This window comes from Streptomyces hygroscopicus subsp. hygroscopicus (assembly GCF_001553455.1).
GTDB classification, from domain to species: domain Bacteria; phylum Actinomycetota; class Actinomycetes; order Streptomycetales; family Streptomycetaceae; genus Streptomyces; species Streptomyces hygroscopicus.
Genome location: NZ_BBOX01000049.1, coordinates 1 through 14,956 on the forward strand (window position 1 = coordinate 1; position 14,956 = coordinate 14,956).

Genomic DNA, 14,956 nt, shown 5'->3' on the forward strand with positions numbered 1-14,956 from the left:
CCGCCTCACGGACAGCCGCCCCAGGCAATGCCTCCCCAGGCGCCGCCGCCTCAGGGAATGCCCGCTCCCGGTACGCCTCCGCAGGGAACGCCGTACGGCACCCCGCCCCAGGGCGTCCAGCCGCCCGCCCCCGGCACCCCGCAGATGCACGGCGCCCCCACCATCGCCGCGCCCATGGTGCCGCCCGGCCAGGTGCCGCCGCCCGGTCCGCCGGGACAGTTCCCGGGCCAGCAGCCCCCGTTCGGCAGGGGGCCGGGCCAGACCCCGCCCGCCCCCGCGCCGTACGGCCGGCCCCCCACCCCGCCGTATCCCGGACAGCCCGGTCAGCCGGGCGGGCCCGCCCCTTACGGACAGCCGCAGCCCATGGGCGTCCCCGAGGGCGGTGACGCCCCCGGGGTCCAGGCCGCGCTCGCCAAGTACCGCGAGGCGCCCACCGGTCAGCGCTGGACGCCTCAGAACTCCCGGCTGATGCGGGTCGACCTCGGCGTCGGCGGACAGCCCGTGCTCGCCCGCCAGGGCACGATGGTGCTCTACCAGGGCAAGGTCGACTTCAGCTACAAGGGCGCCGGTTTCCGCGGCCGGATCGTCGGCAACGCGACCGGCCAGGAGATGCAGCTGATGCGCTGCACCGGCCAGGGCCAGGTCTTCCTCGCCGAGAACGCCGCCGAACTCCACCCGATCGAGCTCCAGGGCGACGCCATCTGTGTCGCCGCCGAGAACGTGCTCGCCTTCGACGAGTCGCTGCACCACGAGGTGCGCCGGATCGAGGGCCACGGCATCCCCGGCGGGGCGCTGTTCACCATGCAGTTCCAGGGCACCGGAACCGTCGTGGTGAAGACCGAGGGCACTCCGGTCGTCCTCCCCGTCACCCCGACCACCTTCGCCGACAGCAACGCCGTCGTCGCGTGGTCCGCCGGAGCGCAGGTGATCATCTCCAGCCAGGTGCGGCTGCGCCGCAGCGCCTACCCCGGCCACAGCGGGGAGACCGTGAACCTCCAGTTCCGCGGCGCGCCCGGCAACTTCATCGTCGTCCAGCCCTACGAGGTCTGAAGGAGCCCGGCATGGACCAGCAAATGATTTCGGGCTTCGCACCTGCCCCGGTCGCCGCCCGCATGGAGAACCACGGCTCCAGCATGCTCAAGGTCGCCATGCAGAGCGGCCAGGACCTCTTCGCCCGCACCGGCTCGATGGTGGCCTACGAGGGCTTCGTCCAGTACGAGCCCAACCCGCCCGCGGTACGGCAGATGGCCTCCCAGTGGCTGACCGGTGAGGGCGCCCCGCTGATGCGGTGCAGCGGCGACGGGCTGCTCTACCTCGCCGACTACGGGGCCGACATCGTCTGCGTCAATCTCGGCGGCGACGCGCTGTCGGTCAACGGCACCAACCTCCTCGCTTTCGACGCGCATCTCCAGTGGGGCGTGGAGCGGGTCAAGGGCATCGCCAAGTTCGCCGGGCAGGGCCTGTTCAACGTGGGCGTCTCCGGCACCGGCTGGGTCGCCCTGACCTCCCGCGGCACCCCCATCGTCGTCGACTGCGGCCGCGGCGAGGACGAGACCTATGTGGACCCGGACGCGCTCGTGGCCTGGTCCTCCGGGCTCAAGGTGAAGGGCAAGCGCAGCTTCAAGGCGTCGTCCCTGATCGGCCGGGGCAGCGGCGAGGCGTATCAGCTCGGCTTCTCCGGGCAGGGCTTCGTCGTCGTACAGCCCAGTGAGGACAGCACCGACCGGCTCCGGGCCCGGGGCTGAGGGGGAGGGACACCAGATGCAGAGCCCGCTTTTCGCCTTTACCGAGGCCCAGACGCAGGAGCGCTACGCGCTCCAGAACCCGCAGCTGCTGCGGGTCGCCCTGAGCGGCCACGAGGACGTGCTCGCGCGTAAGGGCAGCATGGTCGCCTATCAGGGGCTGATCGAGTTCGACGGCGAGTACCAGACGCCGGGGCAGCGCACCGCCCGGAGCCGTGCCGGTGAGGGCCTGGACCTGATGCGCTGCTCCGGGCAGGGCACCGTCTACCTGGCCAACCTCGCCCAGCACATCCATGTGATGGACGTGGACCACGACGGGCTGACCGTCGACAGCTCCTATGTGCTCGCGCTCGACTCCACGCTCCACTGGGAGACGATCGCGGTGGACAGCCAGTACGGGATCTCCGGCTCCGGCAAGTACAACCTCAACATCTCCGGCCAGGGCAAGGTCGCGCTGATGACCTCGGGACAGCCGCTGATGCTCCAGATCACCCCCGACAAGTACGTCAACGTCGACGCGGACGCCATCGTCGCCTGGTCCAGCTCGCTACGGGTCCAGATGCAGGCCCAGACGCACTCCTCGGGCGTCTGGCGGCGGCGCGGCAACACCGGCGAGGGCTGGGAGCTCAGCTTCCTCGGCCAGGGCTATGCCCTGGTGCAGCCCAGCGAGCTGCTCCCGCCGCAGAACGCGATGATCGGGGGCGGGGTGGCCGCGCAGTTCGGCATGGGCCAGCAGGGCGCCCGTGGCCAGAACCAGGGCAACATCTTCAGCAACTGACCGGGGCCGACGACGCGCCGGCCGCGGACCTCGGGCCCGCGGCCGGCGCGCGCTCCGGATCGCTTACAGACCAGCTTCGGCTCAGCTTGTGATCAGCTTCGGATCAGCTGGGAATCAGCTTGAGACCAGCGCACGCGTGCGCGTGACCAGGTGCCGCACCGACTCATCGGCGACGGCCGCCACCTCGTCGTAGCCGAACCAGCGCAGATCCAGCGACTCGTCGCTGATCGCGGCCACCGCTCCCCGGGGGGCCACCGCCGCGTACTGGACGTCCATGTGCCAGGCGCAGGGGGTGTGGTGCCGGTCGAGCCGCACCGGGCCGCCCGGCAGCAGCGCCAGCCCCTCGATCCCGGACTCCTCGGTGGCCTCGCGCAGCGCCGCGCCCGCGAGCGTGGCGTCGTCCGGCTCGCAGTGGCCGCCCATCTGGAGCCACATCCGCAGCTTCCGGTGCAGGGTGAGCAGCACGCGCTCCCGGTCCGGGTCGATCACCAGCGCGCTCGCCGTGATGTGGCCGTCCCCGCACGCCTTCCACATACCGTCCGGATAGGCGGCCAGATGATCGCCGTACTGCTTCCGCAGCCGCTCCTGGGCGGCATCGGGCGCGGACCACTCGGTGAGCACCCGCGCCGCGTCCTGGTGCAGACTCACCGCTCGCCGTCGCCCCGGTCGTCGTCCCTGCCGTCCTTGCCGTCGCCGCCGTCGTTGCCGTCCCTACCGTCCCCACCGCCGTCCTCGCGGTCCTTACGGAGGTCGGGTCGGCCGGGGCCGTCCTGGGGGGCCCGGCCGCCCGCCGCCTCGCCGAGCATCTTGTCCAGCTCGGAGAAGTCCAGCTGCTCGCGGTGGACGAAGCCGTCCGGGTCGTCGAGGTCCTGGGCGGTCGGCAGCATGTCCGGATGCGCCCACAGCCCGTCGCGCCCCTCCAGGCCGCGGGCGTCGGTCAGGGAGGCCCACAGCCGGGAGGCGTCCCGCAGCCGGCGCGGCCGCAGCTCCAGGCCGATCAGCGTGGCGAAGGTCTGCTCGGCGGGGCCGCCGCTCGCCCGGCGCCGCCGCAGCGTCTCGCGCAGGGCGTCGGCGGACGGCAGATGCGGCTTGGCGGCGGCGTGCACCACCGCGTCCACCCAGCCCTCCACCAGGGCCAGAGCGGTCTCCAGACGCGCCAGCGCGGCCTTCTGCTCGGGGGTGTCCTCGGGCTGGAACATGCCCTGCTGGAGCGCCTCCTGCAGCTGCTCGGGGTGGGTCGGGTCGAGCTGGCCGACCGCGTCCTCGAGCTTGGCGGTGTCGACCTTGATGCCGCGGGCGTAGCCCTCGACCGCACCGAAGAGGTGCGAGCGCAGCCACGGCACATGGGCGAACAGCCGCTGATGGGCCGCCTCGCGCAGGGCCAGATACAGCCGGACCTCCTCCTTGGGCACGCCGAGACCGGAGCCGAGCGCCGCGATGTTGACCGGCAGCAGGGCCGCCTTGCCCGCGGGGCCGAGCGGCAGCCCGATGTCGGTCGAACCGACCACCTCGCCGGCCAGCACGCCCAGCGCCTGCCCGATCTGGGTGCCGAACATGGCACCGCCCATGGAGCGCATCATCCCGAGCAGCGGGCCGGCCATGGCCTGCATCTCCTCGGGCAGCACATCGCCCATGGCGGCACCGACCCGCTCGGCGACCGGGTCCACCAGGTCCTTCCACACCGGCAGCGTCGCCTCGACCCACTCGGCGCGGCTCCAGGCCACCGCGCTCGCCGAGCCCGAGGGCAGCGAGGTGACCCCGTCCAGCCACAGGTCCGCCAGGCGCACGGCCTCCTGGACGGCGTCCCGGTCGGCGGGGCCGACGCTCTCGTCCTTGCTGCCGTCGGCGGTGCCGCGCGCCACGGTCTGCCGCGCGATGTCCTTGGCCATGTCCCAGTTCACCGGGCCGCCCTCGTAGGAGAGCATCTGCCCGAGCTGCTGGAAGGCCGCGCCCAGGTCGCCAGGGTTCAGCGAACCGAACATCGCGGCGAACGGATTCTCCGCGCCGCCCGCGCCGCCGGTTCCGCCGCCGAACCCGAAGGGATTCGCGGGGCCCTGCTCGCCGCCCTGGCCGCCCTTCTTCTTGCCGTCGTCGCCGTCCTCCGGCTCCTCCGGCGGAAGGCCGAATCCGAATGGGGTGTCACTCACGGGTTTCCTCGGCTCGTTGGGCCACCGGCCCCGGGCCGGCGGCGGATGCCCGACATCACCACCCAGCCTAGACACCTCGCCGGTTTCCGGGCTCGGTGCTTCGCTGATCGCCGCCCTGCGGCAGGATGGACGTCACCTGGTACGTATGCGTGCATGCGCTGCGTACTGAAGACAACCGCTGGAGACGCCCGGTGAGTTCCCCAGACCGAGAAGTTCGCGCTGCGCGAAACGACACGGCCCCCGCCGTACGACGACCCGTCGTGGCGGTGACCGGCGCCGCCTCGGGCTCAGGTGCCCTGCTCACGCAGCGGCTCGCGGAGTCCGAAGAGGTCAAGCAGGTCCTGGCCATCGATGAACGCCGCGGTGAGGTGACCGAGGCGCAGTGGCATGTGCTGGACGTCCGCGATCCGGCCATCGCCGACAAGCTGCGCGGCGCCGATGTGGTGGTCCACCTCGCCGTCGACCTGGACCTGGGCACCGACTCCGCCGCCCGCACCGCCTACAACGTGCGCGGCACCCAGACCGTCCTGACGGCCGCCGCGGCGGCCGGGGTGCGCCGGGTGGTGCTGTGCACCTCCGCGATGGTCTACGGCGCGCTTCCCGACAACGACGTGCCGCTCGCCGAGGACGCCGAGCTGCGGGCGACCGCCGAGGCCACCGGCGTCGGCGACCTGCTGGAGATCGAGCGGCTGGGGGAGCGCGCGCCCCGGGCGCATCCGGGGCTGAACGTGACCGTGGTGCGCCCGGCGATCCTGGTCGGCGGCACGGACACCGCGCTCACCCGCTATTTCGAGTCACCGCGTCTGCTGGTCGTCGCCGGATCCCGTCCCACCTGGCAGTTCTGCCATGTGGAGGACCTGGTGACGGCGCTGGAGTACGCCGCCCTGGAGAAGGTCGAGGGCGAACTCGCGGTCGGCTGCGAGGGCTGGCTGGAGCAGGAGGAGGTCGAGGAGCTGTCCGGTATCCGGCGCATGGAGCTGCCGTCGGCGGTCGCCCTGGGCGCCGCCTCCCGGCTGCACCGGCTGGGACTGACGCCGTCCCCGGCCGGGGACCTCGCGTACACGATGCACCCCTGGGCGGTCAGCGGCAGCAGGCTGCACGCGGCGGGCTGGCGGCCGCGCTGGACCAATGAGGAGGTCCTGGCGGAGCTGCTGGAAGAGGTCTCCGGCCGCCATACGGTCGCGGGCCGGCGCCTGGGCCGTAAGGACGCCACGACGCTGGGCGCCGCGGGCGCGACGGTGGCGCTGGTGGGCACCGCGGCGATCGTGCGCCGCGCCCGTAAGGCACGCCGCAGGGCCTGACGCGGACCCCGGCGGCGGATCCGGCGCGGTCCGGCGGGCCGGGCAGGCGGGCAGGTCCGACGCGGGCGGTCGGCAGGTCCGACGGGCCAGGTCCGACGCGGGCGGCGGTCAGGGGGCAGGTTCGGCCCGGACAGGACCGGAAGACTCTTTCCGGGATCCGGTATCCGAGGGTTCCCTTCATTCCACGAGGAGGGACGGTACGGCAGGATGGACGGCATGGCACATTCGTACGATCACCCCGGCGAACTCGCGGCCGCCGAGCCCATCCGGCTGCTCGCCGTCCGTGACACACCGCTCTCCGTGGACGAGGTGTTCGGGGCGGTGGGCGATGCCGCGGCGGGTGGCACGGCGCTGTTCGTGGGCACCGTGCGCAACCACGACGGCGGCGCGGAGGTCGGCGCCCTCGGCTATTCCGCGCATCCCACCGCCGAGGCCGAGCTGCGCCGGGTGGCCGAGAAAGTCGTGGCCGACTTCCCGGTGCGCGCGCTGGCCGCCGTGCACCGGGTGGGCGATCTGGCGATCGGGGATCTGGCCGTGGTGGTGGCCGTCTCCTGCCCGCACCGCGCGGAGGCGTTCGCCGCCTGCCGCCGGCTGATCGACGACCTCAAGCGCGAGGTCCCGATCTGGAAGCACCAGACGTTCGCGGACGGCACCGAAGAATGGGTGGGCGCGTGACGGGAGGGCGGGTGGGCGCGTAGCGCTCGTTGCGGGGTGGTGGTCGGGTGACGGGAGGGCAGGTGGGCGCGTAAGCGCCTCGTCAGGGGTGACGGGAGAGCGGGGCGTAAGGGGAACGGGGGGCTCCAGCGTGCGGCGGGCCACGGAAGGGTGTACTCCGCTTGCGTAACCCCTACCCTGCCGTGAGCGTTGACGGGGCAGAGGATTAATCTGCTCATCTGTCAGTCGCGGCTGTCGTGCCGCGCCTTTTTCCACGGGTCGGGAGGCCGCTGTGGGTGCGCTTCTCTGGTTGCTGATTCCGCTGTTCGCGGCCATAGCCGCGGCCATATACGCCGGCATAGCCGCACGCGCCGGCAAACGGAAGTCCGCGGGGGACGTGGCCGAACTGGCCGGGTACGCCCGCTTCCGCGAGGCGATGGAACGCCGGCCCTCCGATACGGACGCCGCGGTCTGACCGCGCCTCGTCCTCGCCCCGTCCTCGCCCCGTCCGCGCCCCGTCCGCACCGCCCCTCGTACGGACGGCCCCGACGGTGGACTGACGGACCCGTCCCGTACTGTCGTTCCATGCCACGCCGCACTGCGACGATGCTCGCCTCCCTTCTGATGCTGATCGCGCTGCTCTGCGCCGGAGTGCTGATCCCGGTGCCGTACGCGGCGATGTCGCCCGGACCGACGTACAACACCCTGGGCGAGCACAACGGTGAGTGCGTGCTGCAGATCTCCGGCCACAAGGACTGTGAGACCACTGGTGGCCATCTGAACATGACCACGGTCCGCGTCACCGGCTCCGAGTACCGGATGAACCTCGTGGAGGCCGTCTACGGCTGGCTGTCCCACGATGACGTGGTCGTGCCGCACAGCACCCTCTACCCGGACAACAAGACCCCGGACGAGGTCGACCAGCAGAACGCCGAGGAGTTCACCCAGTCCCAGGAGTCCGCCAAGGTCGCGGCGCTGCGGGCGCTGAAGAAGCCGGTCACCTCGCACGTCATCGTCGGTGCCGTCCAGAAGGGCGCCCCGGCCCAGGGCAGGCTGCACGCGGGCGATGTGATCAAGTCGGTGGACGGCACGGCGGTGCGCGAACCCGATGACGTCGCCAAGCTGGTCACCAAGCACAAGCCGGGCCAGAAGGTGGCCTTCTCGGTCATCCCGGCCAAGGAGGTGGCCGCGGCGGAGAAGCGCGGCAAGCAGCCCACCGGCGAGGAGCGGGTCACCATCACCACCGCGAAGGCGGACGAGGGCCGCTCCCGCGCCATCGTGGGCATCCAGGCCGGGGTCGACTACACCTTCCCGTTCCGGATCGACATCAAGCTGGCGGACGTGGGCGGGCCCAGCGCGGGCCTGATGTTCGCGCTGGGGATCGTGGACCGGCTGTCGCCCGGTGATCTCACCGGCGGGAAGTTCATCGCGGGCACCGGCACCATCGACGACAAGGGCACGGTCGGCCCGATCGGCGGCATCGAGATGAAGACGATCGGCGCGCGGAACGCGGGCGCCCGCTTCTTCCTCACGCCCAAGGAGAACTGCGCGGCCGCCGCCAAGGACGTGCCGAGCGGGCTGCGGCTGGTCAAGGTGCACACCATCGACGACGCCCTGAAGGCGCTCGAGAAGATCCGTAAGGGGGACACCGCCGGTCTGCCGGCGTGCACGACGGGCTGAGCGGCGCCCCCGTCGCGGGGGTCAGTCGGTGGCGAAGGTGGCGGCGAGCGCGTCCGCCAGCCCCGGCACCAGACCGGCCCCGGTGAGCACCTCGGTCGGGGAGTCCTTCTCGCGCAGCCGCAGGGCCGACTCGCGGGTGCCGTCGCGCAGCACGGCGACGGTCATCCGGACCTCCTGGCGGTCCGGATGACCGGCGACCCAGGTGGCCAGTTCGGCCTCGTCCAGGCCCTCGGGCACCGCGCCCTCGGCGGACGGCGGCAGCATCTGCCGCTCCACGGTCAGGGCGCAGCCGGTCACGGCGTCCGGCCAGGCGATGGTGGCGAGGAACTCGTCGAGCGGCGCGCCGGAGGGCAGCTCGTCCTGTTCGACGGGGGTCAGGGAGGCGGTCTCCGTCCCGCCCTCGCCGAGGCCGAGCTGGGCGGCGAGGCCGGGCTCCTCGGCGCGCAGCCGGGCGGTGTCGACGAGGGCGAAGAGCCGGGCGGGCTGGTCCCAGCCGAGGCCGGAGGCGTACTCGTCGATCTCGAGGACGGCTCGGGTCAGCGGATTCGCGGCCAGCGGGCCGGTTCCGGGGGTTGCGTTGGACATGGTTCATATCGTGCCCTGTTCGGACCCGGAAACGGGAACTGAGTAAAGCCTGAGTAAGTTGCATCAGGTGGGCCCTGGAGTTCAGGGTCCCCTCAACCAACAGCGAACTTCGAGGTGCGCACCTTGGCTTTCCAGATGCCGGACCGCGGCGGAGGCCCGACGGGGCCGCGGATCAGAGTCGGCCGACCGTCCCGGCGTGCCCGGACCCTGCTCATGACCCTGGGCGTGCTGGCCGTGTTGGCCATGCTCTTTGTCATGTTTGCCGGTTTTTGGACGGATTGGCTCTGGTATCGCTCACTTCATTACTCTTCCGTCTTCAGCACCACGCTGAAGACGAAGATCGGGCTGTTTTTCGTCTTCGGCGTGCTGATGGCCACGGCCGTCGGGATCAACATCTGGCTGGCGCACCGGCTGCGGCCGCCGCTGAGCGCGATGTCCATGGAGCAGCAGAGCCTCGACCGCTACCGGATGGGCATCGCGCCGTTCAAGAAGTGGGTGCTGCTCGCGGTCACCGCCCTGGTCGGGCTGATCGCGGGCGCCTCGGCGGCCGGCCAGTGGCGCATCTGGCTGCTGTGGGTCAACGGGGTGCCGTTCGGCCAGAAGGACCCGCAGTTCCACAAGGACGTGGCCTTCTACGCCTTCGACCTGCCCTGGTACCGCTTCCTGCTGAGCTTCGGCTTCGCGGCCACGGTGCTCTCGCTCATCGCCGCCGCCCTGGTGCACTACCTCTACGGGGGGCTGCGGGTCACCAGCCCCGGCGCCCGCGCGACCGCCGCCGCCACCGGCCATCTGTCGGTGCTGCTCGGCGTCTTCGTCGCGCTCAAGGCGGTGGCGTACTGGCTGGACCGCTACGGCCTCGCGGTGAAGTCCAGCGACTTCAAGGCGACCGGCAACTGGACGGGTCTGCGCTATGTGGACGCCAACGCCTATCTGCCCGCCAAGACGATCCTGTTCTGCATCGCGGCCATCTGCGCGGTGCTCTTCTTCGCGACGCTGTGGCGCCGCACCTGGCAGCTGCCGGTCATCGGCTTCGGCCTGATGGTGCTGTCGGCGATCCTGATCGGCGGGCTCTACCCGGCGATCGTGCAGAAGTTCCAGGTCCAGCCGAACGAGCAGGCCAAGGAGGCGCCGTACATCCAGAAGAACATCGAGGCCACGCGCCAGGCGTACGGCATCGACGACTCCAAGGTGGCGGACTACTCCGGCAAGAACGACAGCGAGGGCGGTGAGGCGCTCCGCAAGGCCGCCAACACCACGGCCAGCTACCGGCTGATCGACCCCAGCGTCATCTCGCCGACGTTCCAGCAGCTCCAGCAGGAGCGCAAGTACTACCAGTTCCCCTCGACGCTCGACGTCGACCGCTACAAGGACGCCGACGGCAAGGACCAGGACACCGTCGTCGGTGTGCGCGAGCTGGACCTCAACGGCATCCCCAAGCGGAACTGGATCAACGACCACTTCACCTACACCCACGGCTACGGCCTGGTGACGGCGAAGGGCACCACGACCGATCCCAACGCGGACCCGGCCGGCTCCCCGGACTTCACCGAGTCCGGACTGCCCACCAAGGGGTCGAGCGGCGGCGGGGTCGGCACCTACACCCAGCAGGTCTACTACGGCGAGAAGACCAACCAGTACTCGATAGTCGGCGGCCCGCAGAAGGAGCTCGACTACGAGAAGAACGGCGAGAAGACCACCAGCTACAAGGGCAAGAGCGGGGTCAGCCTCTCCAACCCGATCAACCGCGCCGCCTACGCGGTGGCGTTCGGCGAGCCCCAGATCCTCTACTCGGGCGCGATCGGCGACGGTTCGCGGATCCTCTACAACCGCACCCCCAAGGAGCGCGTCGAGAAGGTCGCCCCCTGGCTGACCATCGACGGTGACGCCTATCCGGCGGTGGTGAACGGCCGGATCCAGTGGATCGTCGACGCCTACACCACGTCCAACGGCTATCCGTACGCCTCGCGGACGACCCTGGGCGACAGCACCGCCGACTCGCTGAGCGACGGGGACCGCTCGGTGGTGGCGCAGCAGAACAAGGTCAACTACATCCGCAACTCGGTGAAGGCGACGGTGGACGCCTACGACGGCACCGTCAAGCTCTACGAGTGGGACACCAAGGACCCGGTCCTGAAGACCTGGGAGAAGGCGTTCCCGGGCACGGTGGAGCCCAAGGAGAAGATCAGCGGCGAACTGATGGAGCACCTGCGGTATCCGCAGGACCTGTTCAAGGTCCAGCGCGAGCTGCTGACCCGCTACCACGTCACCGACCCCAAGCAGTTCTACAGCGGCAGTGACGCCTGGCAGGTGCCGGACGACCCGACGCAGAAGGACGGGGACGCGGTGCCGCCGTACTACCTGAGCATGAAGATGCCCGACCAGAAGGCGCAGACGTTCTCGCTGACGACGACCTTCACCCCCAACGGGCGTCCCAATCTGGGCGCGTTCATGTCGGTCGACGCCGATGCCAACAGCAAGGACTACGGCACGATACGACTGCTGAAGGTCACCTCCAACGTGCCCGGTCCACAGCAGGTGCAGAGCGAGCTCAACGGTGATCCGGAGGTCGCCGAGTTCGTCCGTAACCTGAGGGGCACCGACTCCGACATCGAGTACGGCAATCTGCTCACCGTCCCGCTGGAGAAGGGCTTCCTGTACATCGAGCCGGTCTACGCCCGCGGTGGCAGCGCCAACTACCCGCTGCTGAAGAAGGTGGGCGTCTCCTACGGCAAGGAGACCGTCTTCAAGGACACCCTGGGCGAGGCCCTGGACGCCGTCTTCGGCGAGTCGTCCGGGGAGCAGCCACCGGGCGGGGACGGCCGGCAGAAACCGCCGTCGAGCACCAACCCGACGGTGAAGGAGGCCCTCAAGGATGCCCAGGACGCCTACCAGGACGCCCAGGACGCGCTCCGCGAGCAGCCGCAGGACTGGGACGCGTACGGCAAGGCCCAGGAGGACCTGAAGGCGGCGCTGGACCGCGCCGCCAAGGCCGAGGAGAAGACCGGCAAGCAGGACCAGAAGCAGAACCAGCCACAGAGTCAGAGCGCCGGCGACGGCTCCGGCACCAAGGGCGGCTGACCCTTGACGACCTGGGAGAACGGCCGGGCGGCCGGTCCCGCGCGCCGTGGTACGGTGGTCGTACCACGACGCGGGGTGGAGCAGCTCGGTAGCTCGCTGGGCTCATAACCCAGAGGTCGCAGGTTCAAATCCTGTCCCCGCTACTGACAGACAAGGCCCGGATCCGCAAGGATCCGGGCCTTGTTGTGTGTTCTGTGAGCGTCCACTCGGGGAATGCGGATACAAGCGTTTGGGTTGTCTCTCTGTGGGCATGTCGACAAAACGCTGAAGTGACCTCCTCGGCTGCGGTATACCAGGTGTACGCCGGATGCGGGTGATGCCACGATGGGATTTATGGGGGACAGGGTCAGTCTGTTGGAGACAGGGCGTTTTGCGCACACGCATGACGATGCCGAGGAGGAGACCCGGCACCGCCGCGCCGCCGAGGCCGGTGACACCGCCGCGATGAGCGCACTCGGCGCGCTGCTGCTGCGCCGCGGCGACCTCGACGGTGCCGAACCGCATCTGCGGGGCGCCACCGCGGCGGGCGACCGGGCCGCTGCCAACAACCTCGGTGTTCTGCTGCACCAGCGGGGCTACGCCGACGAGGCGGCCGGCTGGTGGCGCATCGCCGCCGTCGCCGGATCCGCCGCCGCGGCCCACGCCCTGGGCCGGTACCACCGTGAGCGCGGCGACGAGCCCGCCGCCGAGTACTGGCTGCGCCAGTCCGCCGAGTCCGGGCACACCCTGGGCGCGTACGCGCTGGGCGACCTGCTGGAGCACCGCAGCGACATCGGCGCCGAGCGCTGGTTCCGCGTGGCCGCCGAGCGCGGCCACCGCGAGGCCGCCTACCGGCTCGCCCGCATCCTCGACGACCGGGCCGGCGACGCGGACGGCGGTCCGGAGACGATGGCCGGGCGCCGCCGCGGCGCCGACGGGGCGGGACGGGAGGAGGCCGAGCAGTGGTACCGGCAGGCCGCCGCACGCGGCCACCGGCGCGCCGCGCTCCACCTCGGCACGCTGCTGGAGAAGCGCGGTGAGACCAAGGAGGCCGGCCGCTGGTACCTGATGTCGGCCAAGGACGGCGAGGCCCGTGCCGCCTGCGCGCTGGGCTTCCTGCTGCGTGACGCGGGCGACACCGACAGCGCGGCCGTGTGGTGGCACCGCGCGGCCCAGGACGGCGACGGCAACGCCGCCAACGCGCTGGGCGCGCTCCACGCCGACCGGGGCGAGACCCAGACCGCCGAGCGCTGGTACCGCGCCGCGCTCGACGCCGGGGACATCAACGGCGCCTACAACCTCGGGCTGCTCTGCGCCGAGCAGGGCCGTACCGCACAGGCCGAGCAGTGGTACCGCCGCGCCGCCTACGCGGGCCACCGCGAGGCGGCCAACGCGGTCGCCGTGCTGCTGCTGCAGCGCGGCGACGCGGCCGGCGCCGAGCCGTGGTTCTCCAAGGCGGCCGAGGCCGGCAGCGTGGACGCCGCGTTCAACCTGGGGATCCTGTACGCCGGCCGGGGCGAGGAGCGGGCGGCCCGGCAGTGGTACGAGCGGGCCGCCGCCGACGGGCACACCGAGGCGGCGCTGCAGGTCGGCCTCGCCCTGCAGCGGGACGGCGACCTCCAGGGCGCCGAGCGCCATCTGCGCTGCGCCGCGGGCGGCGGCAGCGCCGAGGGCGCCTTCCGGCTGGCCGCGCTGCTGGACCGTTCCTCCGTCGGCACCGACCCGGCGACCGGCACCGGCTTCGGCGGCTCGTCCGGGACGCGCTTCCCGGTCCCGCCGCCCGACGACGGCTCCGGGCCGCACGTCCCCGAGTACCAGGAGTGGTACGAGCGCGCCGCGCGCCAGGGCCACCGGCGGGCCCAGGTGCGCGTGGGCATGTTCGCGGCCGCCCGTGGCGATGTGGTCGAGGCGGCGCGCTGGTACCGCGCCGCGGCCGAGGCGGGCAGCAGCAACGGCGCGTTCAACCTGGGGCTGCTGCTGGCCCGGGAGGGCAGCGAGCCGGAGGCCGCCCTGTGGTGGAAGCGCGCGGCCGAGGCGGGGCACGGCCGGGCCGCGCTGCGGCTCGCGCTGCTCGCGGCCCGCCGTGGCGCGCTCACCGAGGGACAGCGGTGGTGTGCGCGGGCGGTGGAGCTCGGCCCCGCCGAGGTCGCCGAGCGTGCGGCGCGGCTGCGGGACGCGCTCCAGCAGGAGCTCACGGCGTGACGGGGCCGGGCCGGATCTCCGGCCCGGCGCCACCGGCGGGTGCCCGGCCGGTAACCGGTTTGCTCCCGCCGTCCACCCCGGGTTAAGGTTGGTGCACACCGACGCGGGGTGGAGCAGCTCGGTAGCTCGCTGGGCTCATAACCCAGAGGTCGCAGGTTCAAATCCTGTCCCCGCTACCACGGCGAAGGCCCGGATCCTCCAGGATCCGGGCCTTCCGTCTGTCGCGGCTCCCGGGGGCTCTCGCCGCCCTTGCCGCCCCTGTCGCCTTGCCGTGCTTTCGCGCCGTTCTCCGGGCCGTGCCGCAGTCGGGCCGCGGTCGGGTCGCTGCCTTCAGGCCGCACAGTCGGGGCACAGCCCCCGGTAGGTCACCTCGACCGTGGAGATCGAGAAGCCGAAGCGCTCCTGTGCGGGCAGATCGGCGAGCGGGTCGCCGGACGGGTGGACATCGCGGATCGTGCCGCACCGCCCGCACACCAGGTGCTGGTGCGCGCGGTGGGCGTTCGGGTCGTAGCGCTTGGCTCTGCCGTCCGTGCTGACCTCGATGACCTCGCCGAGTGAGACCAGCTCGCCGAGGGTGTTGTACACGGTCGCGCGGGAGATCTCGGGCAGTCGCTCGGCCGCCAGCGCGTGGACTTCGTCGGCGGTGTAGTGCACGTGGTCCCCATCGAGGACCTCGGCGACAACACGCCGCTGGGCCGTCAGCCTCCAGCCGCGTCCCCGGAGCCGTTCCAGCAGGTCACTCATGCCATTCACCTATCAGTCAGATAAGGACAAGGGTAGCAGCGGGCGAGTCTTTGGCCAGATCTGTTA

At 71.6% G+C, this 14,956-nt stretch carries 13 protein-coding genes and 2 tRNA genes; 11 read left to right on the plus strand and 4 right to left on the minus strand.

Annotated features, from left to right (window positions below):
• From AXW62_RS06510 to AXW62_RS06520, 3 genes are all read left to right on the plus strand, one after another.
• A partial coding sequence (locus AXW62_RS06510; RefSeq protein ID WP_252368513.1) for an AIM24 family protein occupies positions 1–1,050 on the plus strand: 1,050 nt, incomplete at its 5' end.
• Between the two features lie 11 nt (positions 1,051–1,061).
• Positions 1,062–1,745 (plus strand): AIM24 family protein, encoded by a 684-nt coding sequence (locus tag AXW62_RS06515; protein ID WP_030822949.1) that lies wholly within the window; start codon positions 1,062–1,064, stop codon positions 1,743–1,745.
• Between the two features lie 16 nt (positions 1,746–1,761).
• A complete protein-coding gene (locus tag AXW62_RS06520; RefSeq protein WP_030822952.1) occupies positions 1,762–2,520 on the plus strand; it encodes an AIM24 family protein in 759 nt (252 codons plus the stop codon).
• A 114-nt stretch (positions 2,521–2,634) separates the two neighbouring features.
• Here AXW62_RS06520 and AXW62_RS06525 read toward each other — a convergent pair whose 3' ends face one another.
• Together AXW62_RS06525 and AXW62_RS06530 are read right to left on the minus strand one after the other, a co-directional pair.
• Positions 2,635–3,168, minus strand: coding sequence for an NUDIX hydrolase (locus tag AXW62_RS06525; RefSeq protein WP_060943648.1), 534 nt, complete (start codon positions 3,166–3,168; stop codon positions 2,635–2,637).
• Complete coding sequence (locus AXW62_RS06530) at positions 3,165–4,667, minus strand: zinc-dependent metalloprotease (RefSeq protein WP_060943649.1); 1,503 nt, start codon at positions 4,665–4,667, stop codon at positions 3,165–3,167. Before AXW62_RS06530 ends, AXW62_RS06525 begins: the two co-directional genes overlap by 4 nt.
• A gap of 191 nt (positions 4,668–4,858) precedes the next feature.
• Here AXW62_RS06530 and AXW62_RS06535 point away from each other — a divergent pair, with 191 nt between their 5' ends.
• From AXW62_RS06535 to AXW62_RS06550, 4 genes are all read left to right on the plus strand, one after another.
• Entirely contained in the window at positions 4,859–5,968 is a 1,110-nt protein-coding gene (locus AXW62_RS06535) for an NAD-dependent epimerase/dehydratase family protein (RefSeq protein WP_060943650.1), read from the plus strand.
• A gap of 207 nt (positions 5,969–6,175) precedes the next feature.
• Positions 6,176–6,643: a molybdenum cofactor biosynthesis protein MoaE gene (locus tag AXW62_RS06540; RefSeq protein WP_030822963.1), complete on the plus strand. Its 468-nt coding sequence runs from the start codon at positions 6,176–6,178 to the stop codon at positions 6,641–6,643.
• A gap of 271 nt (positions 6,644–6,914) precedes the next feature.
• Positions 6,915–7,097, plus strand: a complete 183-nt coding sequence (locus AXW62_RS06545) for a hypothetical protein (RefSeq protein WP_030822966.1) — start codon at positions 6,915–6,917, stop codon at positions 7,095–7,097.
• 110 nt (positions 7,098–7,207) lie between these two features.
• Positions 7,208–8,302, plus strand: coding sequence for a YlbL family protein (locus AXW62_RS06550; protein WP_060943651.1), 1,095 nt, complete (start codon positions 7,208–7,210; stop codon positions 8,300–8,302).
• A gap of 21 nt (positions 8,303–8,323) precedes the next feature.
• On the opposite strand, the gene AXW62_RS06555 is transcribed toward AXW62_RS06550, so the two are convergent.
• On the minus strand, positions 8,324–8,887 hold the full coding sequence (locus AXW62_RS06555) for a PPA1309 family protein (protein ID WP_060943652.1): 564 nt from the start codon (positions 8,885–8,887) through the stop codon (positions 8,324–8,326).
• A gap of 135 nt (positions 8,888–9,022) precedes the next feature.
• Here AXW62_RS06555 and AXW62_RS06560 point away from each other — a divergent pair, with 135 nt between their 5' ends.
• The 4 genes from AXW62_RS06560 (at position 9,023) to AXW62_RS06575 (ending at position 14,325) form a co-directional block, all read left to right on the plus strand.
• Entirely contained in the window at positions 9,023–11,965 is a 2,943-nt protein-coding gene (locus tag AXW62_RS06560) for a UPF0182 family membrane protein (RefSeq protein ID WP_079115501.1), read from the plus strand.
• A 69-nt stretch (positions 11,966–12,034) separates the two neighbouring features.
• A tRNA-Met gene (locus AXW62_RS06565) sits at positions 12,035–12,108 on the plus strand.
• A gap of 181 nt (positions 12,109–12,289) precedes the next feature.
• Positions 12,290–14,146, plus strand: coding sequence for a tetratricopeptide repeat protein (locus tag AXW62_RS06570; RefSeq protein ID WP_107406235.1), 1,857 nt, complete (start codon positions 12,290–12,292; stop codon positions 14,144–14,146).
• Between the two features lie 102 nt (positions 14,147–14,248).
• Positions 14,249–14,325: transfer RNA gene (locus AXW62_RS06575), tRNA-Met, on the plus strand.
• A gap of 151 nt (positions 14,326–14,476) precedes the next feature.
• On the opposite strand, the gene AXW62_RS06580 is transcribed toward AXW62_RS06575, so the two are convergent.
• Complete coding sequence (locus AXW62_RS06580; protein WP_030822977.1) at positions 14,477–14,890, minus strand: Fur family transcriptional regulator; 414 nt, start codon at positions 14,888–14,890, stop codon at positions 14,477–14,479.
• Positions 14,891–14,956: the final 66 nt, after the last annotated feature.